Annotated in this window: 15 protein-coding genes and 1 pseudogene; 7 read left to right on the top strand and 9 right to left on the bottom strand. The window is 74.0% G+C overall.

Annotation, left to right across the window (positions count from 1 at the left end):
* Nucleotides 1–1,086: pseudogene (locus DT057_RS27025) on the bottom strand (hypothetical protein); the annotation flags it as partial.
* Between the two features lie 531 nt (nt 1,087–1,617).
* On the opposite strand from DT057_RS27025, the gene DT057_RS27030 reads away from it, so the two are divergent.
* Nucleotides 1,618–2,952 (top strand): LLM class flavin-dependent oxidoreductase, encoded by a 1,335-nt coding sequence (locus tag DT057_RS27030; RefSeq protein WP_162501521.1) that lies wholly within the window; start codon nt 1,618–1,620, stop codon nt 2,950–2,952.
* Nucleotides 2,953–3,078: 126 nt separating this feature from the next.
* On the opposite strand, the gene DT057_RS27035 is transcribed toward DT057_RS27030, so the two are convergent.
* The 4 genes from DT057_RS27035 to paoA all read right to left on the bottom strand — a co-directional run bounded on the left by DT057_RS27035 (nt 3,079) and on the right by paoA (nt 10,270).
* Nucleotides 3,079–6,210, bottom strand: a complete 3,132-nt coding sequence (locus DT057_RS27035; protein WP_162501522.1) for an ATP-binding protein — start codon at nt 6,208–6,210, stop codon at nt 3,079–3,081.
* Between the two features lie 262 nt (nt 6,211–6,472).
* Nucleotides 6,473–8,686 (bottom strand): aldehyde oxidoreductase molybdenum-binding subunit PaoC, encoded by a 2,214-nt coding sequence (gene paoC / locus DT057_RS27040; RefSeq protein ID WP_128565192.1) that lies wholly within the window; start codon nt 8,684–8,686, stop codon nt 6,473–6,475.
* A 4-nt stretch (nt 8,687–8,690) separates the two neighbouring features.
* The gene (locus DT057_RS27045) at nt 8,691–9,641 is read right to left on the bottom strand and encodes an FAD binding domain-containing protein (protein ID WP_128565193.1); all 951 of its coding nucleotides are present in this window, start codon (nt 9,639–9,641) and stop codon (nt 8,691–8,693) included.
* Nucleotides 9,638–10,270 carry an aldehyde dehydrogenase iron-sulfur subunit PaoA gene (gene paoA, locus DT057_RS27050; protein ID WP_128565194.1) on the bottom strand — a complete coding sequence of 211 codons (633 nt, stop codon included), beginning with the start codon at nt 10,268–10,270 and terminating at the stop codon, nt 9,638–9,640. The genes DT057_RS27045 and paoA overlap by 4 nt, the downstream gene beginning before the upstream one ends.
* Nucleotides 10,271–10,640: 370 nt before the next feature.
* On the opposite strand from paoA, the gene DT057_RS27055 reads away from it, so the two are divergent.
* The 3 genes from DT057_RS27055 (at nt 10,641) to DT057_RS27065 (ending at nt 14,103) form a co-directional block, all read left to right on the top strand.
* On the top strand, nt 10,641–11,972 hold the full coding sequence (locus DT057_RS27055; protein WP_128565195.1) for an MFS transporter: 1,332 nt from the start codon (nt 10,641–10,643) through the stop codon (nt 11,970–11,972).
* 227 nt (nt 11,973–12,199) lie between these two features.
* Nucleotides 12,200–13,486, top strand: a complete 1,287-nt coding sequence (locus DT057_RS27060) for a PQQ-dependent sugar dehydrogenase (protein ID WP_128565196.1) — start codon at nt 12,200–12,202, stop codon at nt 13,484–13,486.
* 77 nt (nt 13,487–13,563) lie between these two features.
* Nucleotides 13,564–14,103 carry a c-type cytochrome gene (locus tag DT057_RS27065; RefSeq protein ID WP_128565197.1) on the top strand — a complete coding sequence of 180 codons (540 nt, stop codon included), beginning with the start codon at nt 13,564–13,566 and terminating at the stop codon, nt 14,101–14,103.
* Between the two features lie 37 nt (nt 14,104–14,140).
* On the opposite strand, the gene msrB is transcribed toward DT057_RS27065, so the two are convergent.
* Both msrB and DT057_RS27075 read right to left on the bottom strand, forming a co-directional pair.
* Nucleotides 14,141–14,590 carry a peptide-methionine (R)-S-oxide reductase MsrB gene (msrB, locus tag DT057_RS27070; protein ID WP_128565198.1) on the bottom strand — a complete coding sequence of 150 codons (450 nt, stop codon included), beginning with the start codon at nt 14,588–14,590 and terminating at the stop codon, nt 14,141–14,143.
* Nucleotides 14,591–14,681: 91 nt separating this feature from the next.
* Nucleotides 14,682–15,290 (bottom strand): PAS domain-containing protein, encoded by a 609-nt coding sequence (locus tag DT057_RS27075; RefSeq protein ID WP_128565199.1) that lies wholly within the window; start codon nt 15,288–15,290, stop codon nt 14,682–14,684.
* A 400-nt stretch (nt 15,291–15,690) separates the two neighbouring features.
* Here DT057_RS27075 and DT057_RS35655 point away from each other — a divergent pair, with 400 nt between their 5' ends.
* A complete protein-coding gene (locus DT057_RS35655; protein ID WP_162501523.1) occupies nt 15,691–15,846 on the top strand; it encodes a hypothetical protein in 156 nt (51 codons plus the stop codon).
* Nucleotides 15,847–15,958: 112 nt separating this feature from the next.
* On the opposite strand, the gene DT057_RS27080 is transcribed toward DT057_RS35655, so the two are convergent.
* Nucleotides 15,959–16,705 (bottom strand): GntR family transcriptional regulator, encoded by a 747-nt coding sequence (locus DT057_RS27080; RefSeq protein WP_128565200.1) that lies wholly within the window; start codon nt 16,703–16,705, stop codon nt 15,959–15,961.
* A 126-nt stretch (nt 16,706–16,831) separates the two neighbouring features.
* On the opposite strand from DT057_RS27080, the gene pcaB reads away from it, so the two are divergent.
* Entirely contained in the window at nt 16,832–18,205 is a 1,374-nt protein-coding gene (gene pcaB / locus DT057_RS27085; RefSeq protein WP_407068155.1) for a 3-carboxy-cis,cis-muconate cycloisomerase, read from the top strand.
* Between the two features lie 115 nt (nt 18,206–18,320).
* On the top strand, nt 18,321–19,655 hold the full coding sequence (locus tag DT057_RS27090; RefSeq protein ID WP_128565201.1) for a cation:dicarboxylate symporter family transporter: 1,335 nt from the start codon (nt 18,321–18,323) through the stop codon (nt 19,653–19,655).
* 107 nt (nt 19,656–19,762) lie between these two features.
* Here the strand turns inward: DT057_RS27090 and DT057_RS27095 are convergent, their stop codons facing one another.
* Nucleotides 19,763–20,590 carry an EamA family transporter gene (locus DT057_RS27095; RefSeq protein ID WP_128565202.1) on the bottom strand — a complete coding sequence of 276 codons (828 nt, stop codon included), beginning with the start codon at nt 20,588–20,590 and terminating at the stop codon, nt 19,763–19,765.
* Between the last annotated feature and the right edge of the window lie 113 nt (nt 20,591–20,703).

Genomic DNA, 20,703 nt, shown 5'->3' on the forward strand with positions numbered 1-20,703 from the left:
GGGCTGGAGCGCGCCGCCGGGCCCGAGGAGGTTGGCCCCGCCGGGGACGGCCGGGCCTGCCAGGTGGCCGACGAGGCCGTCGACCAGGGATCCGGTCGCGGCCGCGACGGTGCCGAGGTCGGCGAGGACCGGCGCCGCCGCGCCGAGGCCCGCCCCGGTGAGGAGCGCCCCGGGCAGGTTCGCCGCGTCGGTGATGAGGGTGCCCTGGGTGCCGAGCTGGCCCAGGCCGGCGGCGCTGCCGAGCGCGCCGAGATCGGACACCGCCTCGTTGGCGAGGCTCGCGACCGCGCCGAGCCCGCCGCCCGGCGCCAGCAGCCCCCCGCCGCTCGCCGGCACGGCGGCGACGCTGGTGATCAGGGTCCCGGCGGCGGTCGCGGCGGTGCCCAGGTCGTGCAGGACCGGCGCGACGGCCCCGAGGCCCTCGCCGCCGAGGATCGCGGCGCCCGGCAGGTTCGCGACGTCGGTGACGAGGCCGCCCGGCGTCCCGAGATAGCCGAGGCCCGCCGTCTCGCCGAGGGCGGTGAGGGCGTGGATCGGGTCGTTCACGATCGGGTTGCGGTGGCCGATCTCCTCGAGGTCCGCGTGGAACTCCAGCACCGTCTGGTTCGCCGCCTCCGCGACCGGCGCCAGGAGCCCAGTCGGCGCGGCAGGCTCCTGGGCGGCCGCCAGGATCGCGGCGGCAGCCGGCAGGGCGTCGAGGACCGCCGGAACGCCGCCTTGCGCCGTCAGGGCCGTCACGGCGGTCACGGCCGTCACGATGGAGGCCGCCTCGGCACCGGGATGCCCCGGATCGACCGCCGGCGCCGGCGCGGCGGGATCGCCGCTCCCGGTCAGGGCCAGGGCGGCGCGGACGTGCTCCGCGAGGGCGCCGTCGAGAGCGCCCGACGGGCCGGAGCCGTCGTCGGCCCTGCCGCCCCCCGCATTGCGCCCGTCATCGCTCGTCTCCTCGACCGCCGAGGCGATCGGCCCGAGGATGGAGATCGGGTTCGTGATCAGCGCAGTCGACGACAGCAGGTCCGACCCGGCCAGGAACTCGAGGGACCGGGTCGACGGGGCTTTGAGGCCGGTGATCAGGGACGACAGCATGGGAACCCTCCGTGGGACGTGATCCGAAATCGGTTGTCCCTGATTTTAGTTTCAATCTGTAGATGAGCCTCGCGCCGAATCGTGAACACTTGACCAAGCAGCCGCTCTGAATTGCTTGGAATTTTCGCGTCGAATTGCGTCGATGCGCGACGCCCGCCGCAGCGCGCTCTCCGCTTGCACCGCGGGGCAATCTGCCGGCACCGCCGCGCCCGCCCGGGGTGCTGCCCCCGCGGGGCGGCGATCCGCCCAGGATCCCTCCCCGGACCGGGCCGGCGGCCTCGTTTGACCCGATCTGATCAAGTCTGATAGAGACTATCGCGTCGCGGCGCGCCGCGAATGCAGTGGGAATATTATTCTTGCACGCCCCGTGTGGTTGGAGCATCCGTTCCCTGACCGGCCGTCACGGCCGATGATTCCCGCATCCGGCGCGATCGACCGGCCCCGGCACGGCAGCCTCCACCCGGCGCTCGACCGCGCCGCGCCCCGGCCGCCGACGGGGGCCGGAGCCCAACGCCCAGGAAGGACCCCCTCGTGGCCTCACGTCGTCAGCTGAAGCTCGGCGCCTTCATGCGCCCGGTCAGCATCCACACCGGAGCCTGGCGCTATCCGGGCGCCGCCCCGGACGCGAACTTCAACTTCGCGCACCTGAAGCGCTTCGCCCAGACCCTGGAGGAGGCGAAGTTCGACGCCTTCTTCATGGCCGACCACCTCGCGCTCCTGAACATGCCCATGGAGGCGCTCAAGCGCAGCCACACGGCCACGTCCTTCGAGCCGTTCACGCTGCTCTCGGCCCTCGCCGCGGTGACCGAGCGGATCGGCCTCGTGGCGACCGCCTCCACCACCTTCGACCAGCCGTTCCACATCGCCCGCCGCTTCGCCTCGCTCGACCACATCAGCGGCGGCCGGGCCGGCTGGAACATCGTCACCACCTCCAACCCGGACGCGGCGCTGAATTTCGGCCTCGACGACCACGTGCCCCACGACGAGCGGTACGTCCGGGCGCGGGAGTTCTACGACGTGGTGACGGGCCTGTGGGACAGCTGGGCCGACGACGCCTTCGTGCGCGACGCGCAGAGCGGGATCTACTTCGACCCCGACCGCCTGCACGTCCTCGACCACAAGGGAGCGCACCTCTCGGTGCGGGGGCCGCTGCACATCGCCCGGCCGGTCCAGGGCTGGCCCGTCATCGTGCAGGCGGGCGCCTCCGAGCCGGGGCGCCGCCTCGCGGCCGAGACCGCCGAGGTCGTCTTCGCGGCGCATGGCAGCCTCGCGGAGGGGCAGGCCTTCTACGCCGACGTGAAGGGCCGCATGGCGGCGGCCGGCCGCCCCCGCGACGCCCTCAAGATCCTGCCGGGGGCCTTCGTGGTGGTGGGCGAGACCGACGCGGAGGCCCGCGCCAAGCGGGCGCGCCTCGACAGCCTCGTCCACTACGACAGCGCGCTCGCCTCGCTGTCGGTGGCGCTCGGGCACGACGCCTCGCGCTTCGACCCGGACGCGCCCCTGCCCGAGATCCCGGAGACCAACGCGAGCCGCAGCGGGCGCGAGCGCGCCATCGCGCTCGCGCGGCGCGAGAACCTGACGGTGCGCCAGCTCGCCCAGCGCCTCGGCGGCTACGCCGGCCTCGCCTTCGTGGGCACCCCGCGCACCATCGCCGACGGCATGGAGGAGTGGCTCGAGACCGAGGGCTCGGACGGGTTCAACGTGATGTTCCCCGACCTGCCGGGCGGGCTCGACGACTTCGTCCGCACGGTGGTGCCCGAGCTCCAGGACCGCGGCCTGTTCCGGCGCGCGTACGACGGCACGACCCTGCGCGACCATCTCGGGCTGGCGCGCCCGCCGAACCGGTTCTTCCCCGACCCGGCCTGAGCGCGGGGCGGCGGACCGCCCGGGGTGAAGGCGGGCCGGGGGGCGCGCCGCCGCGCCGCGCGGAGCGCGTGCGGGCCGGGCGTCGGCCGGACCGGCAGGAGGAACGTTCGGGAGCTGGACGGCCTGTCAGGACGGTCCGGTCCGCGTGCCCGCCGGAGCACTGCCGCGCGGAGCCTCGAGGGGCCGTCGCGCCGCGCGCCGCGATCCGCTCGGCGCGTCCGGGTCCGGCCCGCACCCTGGCGCGACCGGCGCGGCGGCGGGCCGCAACCGCGCCCCGACCGCCCCATCCGGGACCCGGCGGCCCGGGGCGGCCTCCGGCCTGCCCGTCCCGAGGAGCCGCCCGAGGAGCTCCTCCGCCGCCAGGACGAAGCCGACCGCGCAGCCGCGGAGCGGCGCGAGGGAGTCCCGCAGGACCGCGACCGCCTCGGGCCGGCGGCCCCCTTCCTCGAGGAGGAGCGCGAGGTCCGTGGCGGACCGCAGCCGCCAGGACACCGCGTTCATCCGTCCCGCCAGGGCGACCGACCGCGCGAGAAGCCTCCGGGCGCCCTCGGGGTCGCCGTCCTTCCAGGCGACGAGTGCGCGGACCCGGAGGATCTCCGGCAGGTGCCAGCGCTCTCCTTGCGACGCCGCGATCTTCTCCGCCGCCGCGTCGAGGGCCCGCCTGGCATCCGCGATCATGCCGTGGCGCGCGAAGACCTCGCCCAGCATGGCGAGGTAGCTCGGCCGGCGGAAGGAGGCCGGGCCCGTCAGCAGGCCCTCGAGGACCGCCGCCGCGTCCTCCCGATCGATCGCCCCGCCGCCGAGGGACCGCGCCAGCAGGGAGAAGCATCGGGCGACCGGCAGCCACCCCGTCAGCCCGTCGCGGGCGATGACGTCGTCGAGCTCCGCGATGAAGTGGGCGGCGGTCTCGCGGTCGCCGTTCCTGAGGGCGGTCGTGCAGGCGCCCATGGCCAGGATGTAGCAGCGCGAGAGGCCGTGGCCCGTCGCGCGGGCATCCGCGACGGCCTGGCGGGCGACGCCGGACGCCCGGAGCGGGTCGCCCGTGAGCCAGAGCACCATCGCGAGGGCGATCTTCAGGCGCGCGCCGGGATCGACCTGGAAGCGGCCGGCCCGGGGCGGCGGCGCCCCGGGCTGCTCGACCAGCGCGAGCAGGCGCCGGCGGGCGCTGCGCAGGTTCCCCATCTTCACGTCGGCGATGGCCCGCAGGTTGCGGTACTCGCCGATCGCGGCGGCGTCCGCGCGGCGATGGGCCACTCTGCGAAACTCGGGCAGGCGCGCGACGGCGGTGCGGTGCTGCCCGACCAGCAGCTCGTGGGTCGCGGTGCCGGCGAGCGCGCGCAGCAGCAGGTCCTCGGCGCCGGCCTCCCGGGCGGCGGACAGGGCCGCCTGCCAGAGCGCCAGGGCGGGCCGCGCCTCGCCCTGCGAGTAGGTCCCGCAGGTCGCGAGCCCGATCAGGAGCTTGGCCCGGTGGACCCGGTGCCGCGCGCCGCCTTCCTGCGCGATCAGGGCGAGCGCCCGCCCGGAATACGCCGCGCACTCAGCGATCAGGGACATCTCGACGAGCGGCGAGATCGCCGCGGCCGCGAGCGCGACCGCGAGCGCGGACCGATCCGGCCGCTCCATCGCCCAGGCGATCGCGGACCTCAGTTCGTCGAGGATGTCGCCCGGGATCGCTCCCCGGCCGGACGGGCGGGCCTGCGCCTCCTCGTCGTCGAGGCGCAGGAGACGGGCGAGCTGGTACCGCGCGTGGGCCTCCGCGCGGACCTCGTACTCTCCGCTCGCGGCCAGCGTCTCCCTGGCGAACGCCCTCACCGCGTCCGTCAGCTTGTAGCCGTCGCCGGTCGGCGTCGGCGCGCGGGCGATCAGCGACTTCGCGTGGAGGCGCGCCAGCGCCTCGCGCACGGGCGCGGCGGACGCGTCGCTCCCCGGCGCGACCGCGCGGGCAGCGCCGGCGTCGAACGAGCCGGCAAAGACGGCCAGGGCCCTGAACGCCGCCGCCTCGCCGTCCGGAAGGCGATCGTAGCTCCACGCGATCGCGTTCAGCAGCGTGTGGTGCCGCACCGGCTTGTCGCGGCAGGCGCTGCGCAGCAGCAGGAAGTCGTCGCCGAGCCGGCGCAGGACCGCCTCGGCGCCGAGTTCGGCGACCTGGCTCGCCACGAGCTCGATGGCGAGCGGCACGCCGTCCAGCCGGCGGCAGATCGACACCGCGCTCTGCACGTCGAGCGCGGGCGGCGTGCCCGCGCCGCGCTCCGCGATCCGCGCGAGGAGGAGCGCGACGGCAGGGTAGCGCCGGGCCGCCGCGTCCGGGATCGCCCCGCCGGCCGGCGGGAGCCGCAGGGGCTCGATCCGGCACACCGGCCCTGCGGCGGCCCGGGGCAGCTCCCGGCTCGTGAGGATCAGGCGGGTCCCGGGCGCGGCCGCGACGATCCGGCCCGCGAGACCGTCCACGCAGGTGATCACGTGCTCGCAATTGTCGAGGACGACGAGGCAGTTCCGGTCCGACAGGTGCCGCACGACGTCGGACGCGATGTCGACGCTGGCCGGGACGACGCGCAGCGAGAGCGCGACGACGGCCGGCACGAACTCGGCCGCGCTCACCTTCGAGAGGTCGACGAAGTACACCCCGTCCGCGAAGTGGTGCGCCGCGGCGCCCGCGAGGGCGACGGCGAGCGTCGTCTTGCCGATCCCGCCCGGGCCCACGAGCGACACCACGCGGTGGCTCGCCAGCGCCCGCCCGAGCCCCGCCAGTTCCTCGTCCCGGCCCACGAGGCGGGGGCAGGGCGGCAGGTCGACCGGTGCGGGCGATGGCGCCGGGGCGGGCGATGGCGCCGCGATCCGGCCGGAGGGCGCGCCCGTCACCGGTCCGACGAAGCGGTATCCCCGCCCCGGCACGGTCCGGATCCAGTCCGCCTGCCGGCCGTGCGTGCGCAGGATGGCGCGGATCCCCGAGATCTGGACCTTGATGTTCCGGTCGTCGACGAACAGCCGGGGCCAGACGGCCGCCATGATCTCGGCCTTCGACACGGTCTCGCCGGCCCGGCCGACGAGCAGGAGCAGAATCTCGAGGCCGCGCGCCCCGATCCTGACCCCGCGATCGCCGCAGGTGAGCGAGAGGCGCGTCGGCGACAGGCGGAACGGCCCGAACAGCCAGTCGGGCGCACCGCCGTCGCCCGCCGCGCCTCCCGCCCCGCGGCCGAGCCCGCCGGCGCCCGGACCCGCGCGGGCCGACGCGCCGGACGGGGCGGCCTCGCCCGCCATCAACCGCGCAACCGCCTTGCCAGACGTCTGGTCGCCCGAGCGCATCACCAATCCGACAGGGTCCCGGCGGCGGAGATGCCTGCCCGACGTGACCGATGGCGGCATGGTACGCCAGGGAGGGCGCGCGCGCACCGTCCCGGCGGGGAGGCGGGCCGGCGGTCCGCCCCCGGGCGTCCGGCCGCGCGCTCGCGATCCCGGCGCGGCCGGTCGCGACGGTCCGGCTCGCCCGCCTCCCGGACCCCGCGCATCCCCGTCCCGGCCCTCAGGCCGCGCCCGGCATCCGGTCCAGCATCTTGTCGAGCGTGACCGGGTAGTCCCGGACGCGGATGCCGGTGGCGTTGTAGACGGCGTTCGCGACGGCGGCCGCCACGCCGCACAGGCCGATCTCGCCGATGCCCTTCGCCTTCATGGGCGAGGACACCGCGTCGGGATGGTCGAGGAAGATCACCTCCTGGTGCGGGATGTCGGCGTGGACCGGGACCTCGTAGCCGCCGAGGTCGTGGTTGACGAAGAAGCCGTGGCGCTTGTCGACGGCGAGGGCCTCCATCAGGGCGGCGCCGACGCCCATCGTCATGGCGCCGATCACCTGGCTGCGGGCCGTCAGCGGATTGAGGACGCGGCCGGCATCGATGGCGGCGAGCATGCGGCGGACGCGGGTCTCGCCCGTGAACCGGTTGACGGCGACCTCGGCGAACTGCGCCCCGAAGGTCGCCTGCACGTAGTCCTTGTCGAGGTCGCCGTAGGTGATCCGGTCCTCGCCCACGAGGGGACCGTCCTTCGCGGCCTCGGCGAGGGGCACGCTGCGGGTCCCGGCCGTCACGGCGCCGCCCGCGAACTCGGCCGCGCCGGCGTCGAAGCCGAGCCGCGCCGCGACCGCCTCGCGCAGCTTGAGGCAGGCCGCGTAGAGGCCGGAGGTCGCGTTGTTCGCCCCGAACTGGCCCCCGGAGCCCGCCGCCTCGGGAAAATCCGAGTCGCCGAGCCGGACCGTCACGGCCTCGACCGGCACGCCCATCATCTCGGCGGCGGTCTGGGCCAGGATCGTGGAGGTGCCGGTCCCGATGTCGGTCATGTCGGTCTCGACCGTCAGCCGGCCGTCCCGCGCGAGCCGGATCCGCGCCCCGGAGGGGAACGGGAGGTTGAGGCGGAAGCCCGCCGCCATCCCCATGCCGACGAGCCAGCGTCCGTCGCGCACCGCGCCCGGGACGGGGTTGCGCCGCGCCCAGCCGAAGCGGTCCGCGCCGACCCTGAGGCACTCGACGAGGTGGCGCTCCGAGAAGCGGCGCCCGGGCTTGCGCGGGTCGACCTGCGTGTCGTTCAGGATGCGCAGGGCGACGGGATCGATCCCGAGCGTCTCGGCGAGCTCGTCCATGGCGATCTCGAGCGCCATCAGGCCGGGCGCCTCGCCGGGGGCCCGCATGTCGTTGCCCTCGGCGAGGTCGAGGGTCGCGAGCCGCATGGACAGGTCCCGGTTCGGCGCGCCGTAGAGGAGCCGGGTCGGCGCCACCGCCGCCTCCGCGAAGGCGCCCGCGAGGTTGCCGTTGACGCTCTGGTGGCCGATGGCGGTGAGCCGGCCGTCGCGGGTCGCGCCGAGGCGGATGCGCTGGATCGTCCCGGCGCGCCGCGTGCCGTGGTTGGCGATGAGCGGGCGCTGCAGCGCGACCTTGACGGGCCGCCCGACCGCGGCGGCGCCGAGCGCCGCCAGGAGCGCGTCGGCCCGCACGAGCAGCTTGCTGCCGAAGCCCCCGCCGATGAAGGGCGATTCCACGCGGACGTCCTCCTTGGGGAGGCCGAGGGCCTGCGCGAGGCTGCCGCGGTGCCAGGCGATCACCTGGGCGGAGGTCCAGACGGTCAGCCTGCCGTCCGTCCAGGCGGCCGTCGTCGCGTGCGGCTCCATCATCGCGTGGGTCTGGTCGGGCGTGGAGTAGTGCGCGTCGAGCCTGACGGGTGCCGCCGCGAACGCCGCCTCGAAGTCGCCGATCCTGTCCACGGCCGGGTAGTCCGGGCCGTCCCGGTCCGCGACCGGCTCGGCCCCGGCCGCCTCCGCCGCCAGATCGCAGCGGGGCGACGCCGCCTCGTACTCGGCCGCGACGAGGTGGGCGGCCGCGCGCGCCGCCTCGAAGGTCTCCGCGACCACGAGCGCGACCGCCTGGTGGTAGTGCCGCACCTGCGCGCCCCCGAACAGCGGGAGCGTCGTGCGCAGGCCCGGCGGGAGGGCGTCGCGCTCGAGGGTCGTCAGCACCGCGAGGACCCCGGGCGCCGCCCTCGCGGCGGCGGCGTCGACCCGCACGACCCGTCCCCGGGCGATCGTCGCGCCGACGATCCAGCCGTAGGCCGGGTCGGCGACGACGTCGTGGCGCTCGTAGGCGTAGGGCGCGGTGCCGGTGACCTTCCGGGGGCCGTCGATCCGGCGCACCGGCCGGCCGACGACCGTCGATCGGTCGACGGCGTTCGGCCCCGCGGGGGTCTCGAACCGCATGGCGTCAGGCCCTCCCTTCCTCGCTCACGAGCGCCAGCGTGCGCGCGGCGAGCGGGATCTTGAACGCGTTGTCGGCCGTCGGCGTCGCGCCCTCGAACGCCGCCGCGACCACGGCGGCGGGCCCGCGCGGCAGCAGCGCCTCCGCGGCCTCGACCCGCCAGGGCCGCGGGGCGACGCCCCCGAAGGCGACCCGCCCCGTCCCGTCCCTCTGCAGGACGGCCGCCACCGACACGAGCGCGAAGGCGTAGGAGGCCCGGTCGCGCACCTTGTGGTAGTGATGGCTGCCCCCGAGGGGCTTCGGCAGGGTGACGGCGGTCACGAGCTCGCCGGGGGCGAGCGGGACCTCGATCTCCGGCGCGTCGCCGGGCAGCCGATGGAAGTCGGCGACCGGGATCGCGCGCCGGCTCCCGTCCGGCCCGACGGTCTCGACGCCGGCGTCGAGCACGCGCAGGGCCACCGCCAGGTCGCCCGGGTTCTGCGCGATGCAGTGCGGGCTCGTGCCGATGACGGCGAGCGAGCGCGTGACGCCGCCGAGCGCCGAGCAGCCCGATCCGGGCGCCCGCTTGTTGCAGGGCAGGTTCGTCTCGTAGAAATAGGGGCAGCGGTTGCGCTGGAGGATGTTGCCCGCCGTGGTGGCCTTGTTGCGCAGCTGGCCGGTCGCGCCCGCCACGATCGCCCGGGACACGACGCCGTAGTCGCGCTTGACCCGCGGGTGGGAGGCGAGCTCGGTGTTGGTGACGAGCGCGCCGATCCGGAGTCCCCCGTCCGGTGTGTCCTCGATCGCCCGCAGGGGCAGGTGCCGGATGTCCACGAGGTGGGTCGGCGTCTCGATCTGGAACTTCATCAGGTCGAGGAGGTTCGTGCCGCCCGCGATGAACCTGGCGCCCGGTCGGGACGCGACGGCCGCCGCGGCGCCGGCCGGGCTCTCCGCCCGCTCGTAGCTGAAGGGCCTCATGGCGTGCTCCCGGCGACGGCCGCGACCGCGTCCGCGATGTTGGAGTAGGCGCCGCAGCGGCAGATGTTGCCGCTCATGCGTTCCCGCAACTCGCCGGCGCCGAGGACCATCGGCGCGGTGAGGTCGCCCGTCGCGTGGCTCGGCACGCCGCGTCCGATCTCGTCCAGCATCGCCACCGCCGAGCAGATCTGCCCCGGCGTGCAGTAGCCGCACTGGAAGGCGTCGTGATCGAGGAAGGCCGCCTGCATCGGATGGAGGTCGCCCGGGCGCCCGAGGCCCTCGACCGTCGTGACCGCGTCGCCCTCGTGCATGACGGCGAGGCTCAGGCAGGCATTGATGCGGGTGCCGTTCACGAGGACCGTGCAGGCGCCGCAATGGCCGTGGTCGCAGCCCTTCTTCGTGCCCGTGAGGTGCAGGTGCTCGCGCAGCGCGTCGAGCAGCGTGACCCGGGCGTCGAGCACGAGCCGCCTCGCCTCGCCGTTCACCGTGAGGGAGACCGGCAGGGCCGGCGGCAGCGGGCCGCCGGCCTGCGCCCCGGCCGGGGCCGGCAGGGCCGCGGCCGCGAGGCCGGCCGCCGCGCCGGCGACGACCTCGCGCCGGTCGATGTCGGTGGTGACCGCACTGCCCATCCGCCAGCTCCGCGTCTCGCGACCGCACGGCCCGACCTCGTCCGTCCAGGGGCCGTCGGACGTCGTCCGTCCGGGGGGCCTCCGGCCGGCGGTCCGGCCTAGCGGCCTCCCCCGCGGAGGTCCCGCGGCCGCTGCCCGCCCCGACGCCGTCCGACGCCGCCGCGTCGTCCCGAGACTTAGCCGACGGGTGCGCGCAGCGCAGGTAAAATGAGGTAAAATCCCGCCCGCCCGCGCCGGGATCGCCGACCGCGACCACCGCCGCGCCGGACGTCGACTGGTGTCCGGGGTTGCTTGTGCTGTGCGGAACAGATGCGTGCTAGTCTAGCGGCGGACGCGACGCAGCCTCGACGCGAGCGGGAGCACGGCGAGCATGAACCCGAACCAGCCTCGTCTCCCGGGCGACCAGGTCCTGCCGGCCTCGCTCGCGCCGGAACCGGCGCGAGCGAGGCCGGCACGGCGGCACGCCGTGGTCGCGGGCGCCATCGGCAACATGCTCGAATGGTACGACTTCGCGGCCTACGGCTACTTCAGCGCCGTGATCGGGCGGAACTTCTTCCCGTCCGACAACCACACCACCTCCCTGCTGTCGGCCTTCGCGGTCTTCGCCGCCGCCTTCTTCATGCGCCCGTTCGGCGGAGTCGTGTTCGGCCACATCGGCGACCGCTTCGGCCGCAAGGCCGCCCTCGTGCTCTCGGCCGGCCTGATGACGGTCTCGACCTTCGCCATCGGCTGCCTGCCGACCTACGAGACGGCCGGTCTCCTCGCGCCCGTGCTGCTGGTCGCGCTGCGGCTCGGCCAGGGGCTGTCGGTGGGCGGCGAGTACACCTCCTCGGCGGCGTTCCTCGCCGAGACCGCCGCGCCGGAGCGCCGGGGCCTGGTCGGCAGCCTCGCCTGCGTCGGCGCGAGCGCCGGCATCATGGCGGGCTCGATCCTCGGGGTGATCCTCACGAGCCTGCTCACGCCCGAGGAGGTCGGCGCGTGGGGCTGGCGCATCCCGTTCCTGCTCGGGATCGTGCTCGGCGCCGTCATCTCCGTGCTGCGCCGGCAGATGGACGAGGGGGGCCGGCCCGGGGACGCACCGGAGCCCGACGACCGCTCGCCCCTGCGCGCCGCGGTCGACCTGCACGCGCGCGACATGGTGCGGGCCTTCGTGATGAACCTGGGGCTCGCCGCCGCCTTCTACGTCGTGTTCGTGTACCTCGTGACGTACCTCCACCGCGAGGACGGCCTGCCGGACAGCACCGCCTTCCTCCTCAACACGATCGCCATGGCGGTGCTGACCGCCGCCATCCCGCTCATGGGCGCGCTCTCGGACCGGATCGGCCGCAGGACGCTGCTCGCCCTCTCGACGGGCGGCCTCGCGCTGTTCTCCTGGCCGCTGTTCGCCCTGATCGCGACGGAGCGGCCCGGGCTGATCCTCGCCGCCCAGGTCGTCTTCGCGGTGCTGATCGCCGGCTACAGCGCCGTGCTGCCGACGGCGCTCGTGGAGATGTTCGAGCAGCGCTCCCGCTGCACCGCGGTGGCGATCAGCTACAACGCCTCCATGGCCCTGGTGGGCGGCACGGCCCCGATGGCCGCGACCTGGATCGTGCACCGCCTGGCGTGGCCGACCGGGCCCGGGCTCTACATCGGGGGCCTCGCCCTCGTCTCGCTCGCCGCCATCCTGACGATGCGCGACGCGTCGGGACGGCCGCTCGCCTGAGGCCCCCGGGGCCGGCCACCGCGCGGGGTCCCGCCCGCCGAGGCGGGTGCGCAACCGGAAAGGGGCGCGCGGCGCCCGCCGGCCCGCGTCCGATCACGGTCGCGTGTGGGGGCGACCGGCCCGCGCCTGAACGCGCGCCGCCTCTGTTGACTCGAGGGGCGACGGGAGTGGATCAAGAGGGCCTGAACCGGCGCGGAGCGGCCGGGCGGAACGAGGGAGGGAGCGGGATGAGAGCGAGCACGAGCACCCGGATCGGGAAGGCGGGCGGCGCGCGGCGCGCGGTCCTGGCGGGGGTGGCCCTCGTGGCGGGCGGCCTGCTCACCGGGACCGCCCACGCGCAGGCGCTGAAGCACTACGAGTCGGGCGGCAAGGCCTTCTGGAAGAACCCGCCGCCGGACTGGTTCCTGGGCGACGAGACCTCGGAGCAGAAGGGGCTCGCGCCCCCCGCCAACCCGGCGCTGCCGGCCTCCGACGAGGACCTGGCGGACAACCTGAAGGGCGTGAAGCTGCCGCCGGGCTTCACCATCAGCGTCTACGCGAGCCAGCTGCCCGAGGCGCGCCAGATGGCCTTCGGCGACAAGGGCACGCTGTTCGTCGGCTCCTTCGGGGCGACCAACGTCTACGCGGTCGTCGACCAGGGCGGCAAGAAGGTCGTCAAGACGATCCTCAAGGGCCTCAACATGCCGACCGGCCTCGCCTTCCGGGACGGCGCGCTGTACGTGGTCGCGATCGACAAGATCCTGCGCTACGACAACATCGAGGCCAAGCTCGACAACCCGCCCGAGCCGGTCGTCGCCTACGACGACATGCCGGCCTACGTGGCGCACGGCTGGAAGTACCTGACGTTCGACAAGGACGGCTGGGTGTACGTGCCGCTCGGGCCCCCCTTCAACGTCGGCAACCCGCCGAGCAGCGTGTCGCAGGTCCGCCGCGTGGACCTGAAGACCGGGGCCGCGGAGATCGTCGCGCTCGGCGTGCGCAACAGCGTCGGCGGCGACATCGACCCGCGTTCGGGCAAGTACTGGTTCACCGAGAACGCCCGCGACTGGATGAGCGACGACATCCCGAGCGACAAGCTCAACGTCGTCTCCAAGGTGGTCGAGCACTTCGGCTACCCCTACTGCCACCAGGGCGACCTGCCGGATCCGAAGTTCGCCCAGGGTCGCACCTGCGCCGAGTTCACCCCGCCGGTGCTGAAGCTCGGCGCGCACGTGGCGCCGCTGGGGATGAAGTTCTACACCGGCTCCTCCTTCCCGGCCGAGTACAGGAACAACATCTTCATCGCCGAGCACGGCTCCTGGAACCGGCACCGCTACCAGGGCGGACGCATCGAGCGCGTGGTCGTCGACCCGGACGGCAAGAACGCCAGGATGGAGACCTTCGCGTCCGGGTGGCTTAAGGGCGACCGCGAGTATTCCGGGCGACCCAACGACGTGCTGGTCGCGCCGGACGGATCGCTGCTGGTCTCCGACGACTGGGCCGGTGCGATCTACCGCATCGCCTACGGCAAGTGACGGGCCGCCCGCGTCGGCCCCGCACCGCATCGGCGCCGGCCCGGATCCTGTCCGGGCCGGCCGGCGGCGCGCTGGCGGTGATCCTGGCCCTGCTCCAGCCGGCGCGGGCTGCCGATCCCCCCGAGGTCGCCCAGCCCTGCCTCGCCTGCCACGGCGGGACGCTCGCCGAGGGTGCGCCCCCGGTCGCCGGGCATTCCAACAACTACATCCAGCTGCAACTGGTGTTCTTCCGCAGCGGCCGGCGCCAGAACGAGATCATGCAGGGCATGGCGGCGGGGTTGTCGGACAACGACATCCGCGCGCTCGGGCGGTACTTCTCCTCCCTGCCCGTGCCCGACACGCCCCCGCCGCCCGACGCGCAGCCGGACCTGACCAGGGCGGGCGAGGGGGCCGCGGCCCGGCTCCGCTGCGCCGCCTGCCACGGCGACGCGTATCAGGGCGTGCAGGCCGCGCCGCGCATCGCCCGCCTGCCGGAGGCCTACATCGCCAAGGCGCTCGGCGACTACCGGGCCACCAGGCGCCCGAGTTCGGGCGGGGCGGCGATGACCGAGGTCGCCGGCACGCTGTCCGACGCCGAGATCGGGGCGCTCGCCCACTACCTGGCGGTCCTGCCCTGAGCGAGCCGCCCCGGCGGGAGCGGCCTCCCGCCCGCCCTCAGCCCCGCGCCTCGACCTGGTCGAGATAGGCCCCGTAGCCCTCGGCCTCCATGGCGTCGCGGTGGACGAAGCGCAGCGAGGCCGAGTTGATGCAGTAGCGCAGGCCGCCCCGGTCGCGCGGTCCGTCCGGGAAGACGTGCCCGAGATGGCTGTCGCCGTGCTTCGAGCGCACCTCGGTGCGCACCATCCCGTGGGTGGTGTCGCGCAGCTCCGCCACGTGGGCGGGCGCGATCGGCTTGGTGAAGCTCGGCCAGCCGCAGCCCGACTCGTACTTGTCGGACGAGGCGAACAGGGGTTCGCCCGAGACGACGTCGACGTAGATGCCCGGCTCCTTGTTCTCCAGGTACGCCCCGGTCCCCGGCCGCTCGGTGCCGTTCTGCTGCGTCACGCGGTACTGCTCCGGGGAGAGCGCGGCGATGGCGGCTTCATTCCTCGCGTAGGTCGGCATTCATCGTCCTCCGACGGGCCTTCGGTCGAGACCCCGATATGGTCTCCCCCGGGCACGGGTGCGAGTGGGCCCGGGCGCGGGCCGGCGCCGGTCACATGAGGCTGCGGCGGTTCTTGTCCTTGATCGCCTGGTGCAGCCGCCTGCCGATCTCGAGCAGGAGCATGTTGACCAGGCGCTTCAGGAACGGCTCGTCGAGCGCCTCGAGCTCCTTGCGGACCTCGAGGCAGTGATCGGCGATCCGTTCGAGCGCCAGGTCCGGCCTGCCGTCGATCCGCTTGCCGTAGGCCTTCTCGCTCAGGCGGCTGCCCGTCATGTCGATGACGATGCCCTGTCCGCGCCAGGGCCTGCCGTCCTGGTCCAGCTCGTAGCGTCCCCGCGCCAGGACCCAGCGGACCTTGCCGTCGGCCGAGCAGGCCCGGAACTCCGCCACGCAGGAGCCGCCGGTCTGCGACAGGGTGGCCATGCGCCGGGCGGTGTCCTCGCGATCCTCCACGTGGACGCCGGCGAGCAGGCGGGCCGAGGAGAAGCCGGTACGTGCCAACTCAGGTTCGATGCCGAAGAGCTGCGCAACCAATGTATCGGTGGTGAGCCGGTCGCGGGCCGTGTCCCAGTACCAGTTTCCCGTGACATCCTGGGCATCGAGCGCGGCCTGAAGCGACGCTGTGGCTCCTATGGCATCCTGTACATCCAACTTCTGCATCGCCGCCCTCCGCAGAGCCGACACTCGGCGTTCCAACGGATACGTTCAGGGACGCCGCGAGTTCAACCGTGGCTTTAGACAGGCGGTTTTGACTGGCATGCGAACTTGCATCACTATCCCGCCCGGCGGGGCAGACGCGGCCTGATGTACCTCGATGAGCAAAAAACCTGACGATCCGCTCAAGTCGAGCGACGATGCATGGCAATCCGCCGTACGCTCATCCCCGGGATCGGAAGGTTTTGCAGCAGAGATTCAGGCAGGGTGCGGCACGGGCGCATCGAGCACCCACCTTCCCGCCAGGACATCGACCGACCGTCTGCTGTCACGGATCGCGTCCGTGCTGGCAGACGATCAGGGTCCGTCAGGGAGTGCCGGGCGCGCTGCCGGGAGCGTGCCGGAGTTGACGGAGAAGGTCGGCGATGCGTCGCCATCCGAGGACGAGTGCCTCGAGCTGCTGCGGGCCTTCGCGGACATCGCCGATCCGGCCGACCGGAGGTGCCTGCTCGTCCAGGCCCGGGACGTCGCGGCCCGGGGCAAGCCACGAAGCGGCGAGTGAGCGTGCGCGCCTCCGCGGACGGACCCGGACCGTCCTCCCTGCGGGATCGCCCGGCAGGTCCGCGCGGCAAGTCCCTTCGGCAAGTCCGCCCGGCCGCGCCGCCGGCCGGGCCCTACCCGGCCCGGGCGGCCCCGGTCATGCGCCGCATCCGCTGCGAGACCGTGAACCGCCCCGCCGGGTGGATGGTCGAAGAGATCTCGAACACCGCGCCGGCCTCGTCGAGGTAGTGGCGCAGGATCCGCAGCGCCGGCGTCTCCGCGGCGGCCTCCAGGACGGCGGCGCGCGCGGCCGGCAGCGTGACGGCGTCGACGTCCTGCCGGATCTCGACGCTGCGCCGGCCGTAGCGCTGCTCGATCAGCGTGCTGATCAGCACGTCCGGCGAGGCACGCACGACCTCGCCCAGTTCGGCGTAGGACGGGTCGACGTAGACGTCGGTCCAGCCGACCGGGGCGCCGCCCGGCCTGCCGTCCAGGCGTAGGCTGGAGATCCGGAACCAGCGCGTGCCCGGCTCGCAGCCGAGGTCCGCCGCGAGGTCGGCGTCCGCCGTGACCTCGGCGGTCTCCTGCACCCTGCGCACGTGGGCGGCGCCGAACTGGATCAGGTCCTCCACGGAGGCCAGGGACTGCCGGTAGCCGCTCGTCGCCACCGTCGCCTCGACCCGCGTCCCCGCCTTCTTGTTGCGCGAGATCAGTCCCCGGTCCTGCAACTGGCGGATCGCGGTCCTGACCGTGTGGCGGCTCGCCCCGTAATGCGCGCAGAGGTCGAGCTCGGTCGGCAGCGTCGAGCCGACCGGGAACCGGCCCGAGGCGATCCCGGCCGTCAGATCCCGGGCCACCTGCGCCCACAGCGTCTCGCTCATCAATCCGCCCCGCATGCCGGCCGGCGCTCGCGCGCCGGATTCCTCTTGACATTATGTCCGAACATAATCTACCGGCATTAATGTCCGTACATAATAGCGCCGCCTCCCGGGCGGCCGGAGGAAACCGTGACCCGCACCATCCCGGCGCCCGCCACCACCGTCATCGACTCCCTCCTGTTCCGCGACGCCTTCGGCACCCCGGCCGTGCGCGCGATCTTCTCCGACCACGCCCTGATCCAGCGCTACATCGAGGTCGAGATCGCCCTCGCCAGGGCCGAGGCCGCCTGCGGCGTCATTCCGGCCGAGGCCGCCCGGGAGATCGCCGCGCGCTGCAGCTTCGAGGCCCTCGACTTCGACCTCCTGCGCCGCGAGACCGACAACGTCGGCTACCCGATCCTGCCCCTCGTCCACCAGCTCGTGAAGCAGTGCGGCGAGGCGGGCCGCTACGTCCACTGGGGCGCCACCACCCAGGACATCATGGACACTGCCAACGTGCTCCAGATCCGAGCCGGCCTCGATCTCGTCGCGGCCGACGTCGACGCGTTGCGGGCGATCCTCGCCGACCTGTCGCGCCGCCACCGCGACACCCCGATGGCCGGCCGCACGCATCTCCAGCAGGCCCTGCCGGTCACCTTCGGCTACAAGACCGCGATCTGGCTCGCCGCCCTCGACCGTCACGCCGAGCGCCTCGCCCAGGTCCGCCCCCGGGTCCTCGTCGGTTCCTTCGCGGGGGCGGCCGGCACGCTCGCCTCGCTCGGCGAGCACGGCCTCGCCGTGCAGGAGGCCCTCTGCCGGGAGCTCGGCCTCGGCGTGCCGGTCTCGACCTGGCACGTGGCGCGCGACGGCTTCGCCGAGGTGGTCAACCTGCTCGCCCTCATCGCGGGCTCCCTCGGCAAGATCGCGCTCGACGTGATGATCATGGCCTCGACCGAGTTCGCGGAGGTCTACGAGCCCTTCGTCACCGGGCGCGGCGCCTCCTCGACCATGCCCCAGAAGCGCAACCCGATCTCGTCGGAACTGATGCTCGCCGCCTCCAAGGGCGTGCGCCAGCAGGCCGGGCTGATGCTCGACGCCATGGTGCAGGACCTCGAGCGCGCGACCGGCCCCTGGCACGCCGAGTGGATCGCGATCCCGGAGAGCTTCGTGCTCACGGCGGGCGCCCTGCACCAGGCCCGGTTCGCGCTCGGCGGCCTCGTCGTCGACGCGGCGCAGATGCGCCGGAACCTCGGCATCAGCCGCGGCCTCATCGTGGCCGAGGCCGTGATGATGGCGCTCGCCCCCCACACGGGCCGGCAGCAGGCGCACGATCTCGTGTACGCGGCCTGCCGCGTCGTCAACGAGCAGGGCGGCACGCTGGCCGAGGCCCTCGCCGCCGTGCCGGAGGTCGCGCGGCACTTCGACCGGGCCGCGATCGACCGGCTGACCGACCCGGCGAACTACCTCGGCTCCGCGCCGCAGATGGTCGACCGCGTCCTGGCCTCGGCGCCGCGCGACCGCTGAAGCCCGGCCCGCTCCCCATCCCGCCGACCGCATGCGCCGCGCCGCAGGGCCGATTGCCCCCGGCGGCACCAAGAGCGCGCGGTCGCCGTCCGCCCACGCTCCCTCGGAGGAAACGATGTCGACGACCCTCACTACGCCCACCGACCTGCACCCGCCGCCCGCCGCCGCCACGCCGCGCGCCTCGATCTGGAGGAACCTCGGCTTCCAGATCATCGTGGCGATGGTCCTGGGGGCCGCAATCGGCTTCCTGTTCCCGGGCTTCGCGTCCCAGCTCAAGATCCTGGGCGACATCTTCCTGCGCCTGATCAAGACCGCGGTGGCGCCGCTGGTCTTCCTGTGCGTCGTCGTCGGCGTGACCTCGGCGGGCGACTTCAAGCGCGTCGGCAAGGTCGGGCTGATCGCGATGCTCTACTTCGAGATCGTGTCCTCCCTCGCCCTGGCGGTGGGCCTGCTCGCCGGGAACCTGCTCGGCGTCGGCCAGGGCATGGCGGAGGCCACGAAGGCGACGCTCGCCCAGGGCAGGGCGCCGACCGGCGCCGCCGCGCCGCACTCGACCCTCGACTTCATCCTCAACGTCTTCCCGGACAACTTCATCGGCGCCTTCGCGCGGGGCGAGCTGCTCCAGGTGCTCGTCATCGCGCTGATCTTCGGCGCCGCCCTGCTGCACCTCCCGCCCGGGAAGCGCCAGCCGATCGAGCGCGGCCTCGCCACGGTCTCGGACGCGTTCTTCGAGTTCATCCACCTCATCATGTGGTGCGCGCCGATCGGCACCTTCGGGGCGGTCGCCTTCGCGGTCGGGTCGAGCGGCACCAGCGTGCTCTTGTCGCTGATCTACCTCGTGCTGAGCTTCTACGCCGTCGTCGTCGCCTTCATCGTCGTGGTGCTCGGGACGATCTCGGCCCTGTTCAAGATCAACCTGTTCCGCTTCCTCGTCTTCATCAAGGAGGAGATCTACATCGTGCTCGGCACCGCCTCCTCGGAGAGCGTGCTGCCGCGGCTGCTCGAGAAGCTGCCGACCTACGGCTGCTCGAAGCAGAGCGTCGGCCTCGTGCTGCCGACCGGCTACGCCTTCAACCTCGACGGCACCTCGATCTACATGTCGATGGGGGTGATCTTCCTGGCCAACGCCTACCACGTGCCGCTCGACCTCGGGCAGCAGCTCGGCATCCTGGCGATCATGCTGCTGACCTCGAAGGGCGCCGCCACGGTGTCGGGCGGCAGCTTCGTGGTCTTCGCCGCGACGGTCGCGGCGACCGGCGTGCTGCCGCTGGAGGGATTGCCGATCCTGTTCGGCGTCTACCGCTTCATGTCGATCGCCATCGCGACCACCAACGTGATCGGCAACAGCGTCGCGACCGTGGTGACGGCGAAGCTGGCGGGCGAGTTCGACGAGGCCGCGGCGCAGGAGGCCCTCGCCCGGCAGCGCGCCGGGACGGCGCTCGCGGCCTGAGGCGGCCGGCCGGCCCGCGCGCCGGGCAATCCGGCCCCTCCGGAGGCGGGGTTCCGCCCGCGGCGGCCGCGAGGCGCCACGGGGGCCGGGCGGCAGCGCCCGGCCGGTCAGTACGCCAGGCAGGCCGCCCCCGCCGCGATGGCGAGGCAGGATGCGATCCGGCGCGCCGTCAACGTCTCGTTGAGGAAGAGGCGCCCGATGACGGCCGCGTAGATCACGCTGGTCTCGCGCAGGGCGGAGACCGCGCCCATCGCGTCGTACTGGAGGGCCCAGATCACGATGCCGTAGGCGAGGATCGACACGACGCCGCCCGTCAGCGCCATCGCGGTCTGGGCTCCGGTGTAGGCCGGCACCCCTCCGCGCATGGCGTAGTAGATGACCGGCATCGTCAGGCTCCACAGCAGGAACATGCTGTTGGCGTAGGCCAGGCTGTTCCCGGACAGCCGCACCCCGATGCCGTCGACGACCGTGTAGGCCCCGATCAGGACGCCCGTCGTGAAGGCGGCGGGGAGGAAGTCGGCGCGCACCCCCCTGCCCTGGAAGGCGAGCGAGAGGATCCCGCCGGACACGAGCGCGATGCCGAGGCAGGCGACGAGGCCGGGCGTCTCGTGCGCGAACAGGGCCGCCCCCAGGGCGACGAGGACGGGCGAGGAGCCCCGCGAGACGGGGTACGTCTGCCCGAGATCGCCGGAGCGGTAGGTGCGCACGAGCGACAGGTTGTACCCGGTGTGGATGAAGGCCGAGGCGATCACGTAGGGCCAGCTCGCCGCATCGGGCCATGGCACGAACGCCGACGCGAGCCCCGTGACGCCGGTGACCGCGATCATCATCAGGGTCATCGACCACAGCCGGTCGCTGCCCCCGCGCAGGACGGCGTTCCAGCCCGCGTGCAGGATCGCGGCGCACACCACGCCCGTGAGGACGAAGGGGGTCATGCGGCACACTCGGGATTGCGGGCGCGGCCGTGGGCATCCCGCGCCGGCGGGATCGCGGCGGCCCGGACGAGGGAGCGCGGCGCCCGCCCGGGGCACGGCGCCCGCCGGGGGCG

Source organism: Methylobacterium crusticola (assembly GCF_003574465.1).
GTDB lineage: Bacteria > Pseudomonadota > Alphaproteobacteria > Rhizobiales > Beijerinckiaceae > Methylobacterium > Methylobacterium crusticola.

What these genes read in the sequence shown, in the direction of transcription:
- DT057_RS27035 (WP_162501522.1), bottom strand. Translation starts at nt 6,210, where the DNA reads ATGGCGGGCGAGGCCGCCCCGTCCGGCGCGTCGGCCCGCGCGGGTCCG.
- paoC (WP_128565192.1), bottom strand. Translation starts at nt 8,686, where the DNA reads ATGCGGTTCGAGACCCCCGCGGGGCCGAACGCCGTCGACCGATCGACG.
- DT057_RS27045 (WP_128565193.1), bottom strand. Translation starts at nt 9,641, where the DNA reads ATGAGGCCCTTCAGCTACGAGCGGGCGGAGAGCCCGGCCGGCGCCGCG.
- paoA (WP_128565194.1), bottom strand. Translation starts at nt 10,270, where the DNA reads ATGGGCAGTGCGGTCACCACCGACATCGACCGGCGCGAGGTCGTCGCC.
- DT057_RS27055 (WP_128565195.1), top strand. Translation starts at nt 10,641, where the DNA reads ATGAACCCGAACCAGCCTCGTCTCCCGGGCGACCAGGTCCTGCCGGCC.
- DT057_RS27060 (WP_128565196.1), top strand. Translation starts at nt 12,200, where the DNA reads ATGAGAGCGAGCACGAGCACCCGGATCGGGAAGGCGGGCGGCGCGCGG.
- msrB (WP_128565198.1), bottom strand. Translation starts at nt 14,590, where the DNA reads ATGCCGACCTACGCGAGGAATGAAGCCGCCATCGCCGCGCTCTCCCCG.
- DT057_RS27075 (WP_128565199.1), bottom strand. Translation starts at nt 15,290, where the DNA reads ATGCAGAAGTTGGATGTACAGGATGCCATAGGAGCCACAGCGTCGCTT.
- DT057_RS27080 (WP_128565200.1), bottom strand. Translation starts at nt 16,705, where the DNA reads ATGAGCGAGACGCTGTGGGCGCAGGTGGCCCGGGATCTGACGGCCGGG.
- DT057_RS27090 (WP_128565201.1), top strand. Translation starts at nt 18,321, where the DNA reads ATGTCGACGACCCTCACTACGCCCACCGACCTGCACCCGCCGCCCGCC.
- DT057_RS27095 (WP_128565202.1), bottom strand. Translation starts at nt 20,590, where the DNA reads ATGACCCCCTTCGTCCTCACGGGCGTGGTGTGCGCCGCGATCCTGCAC.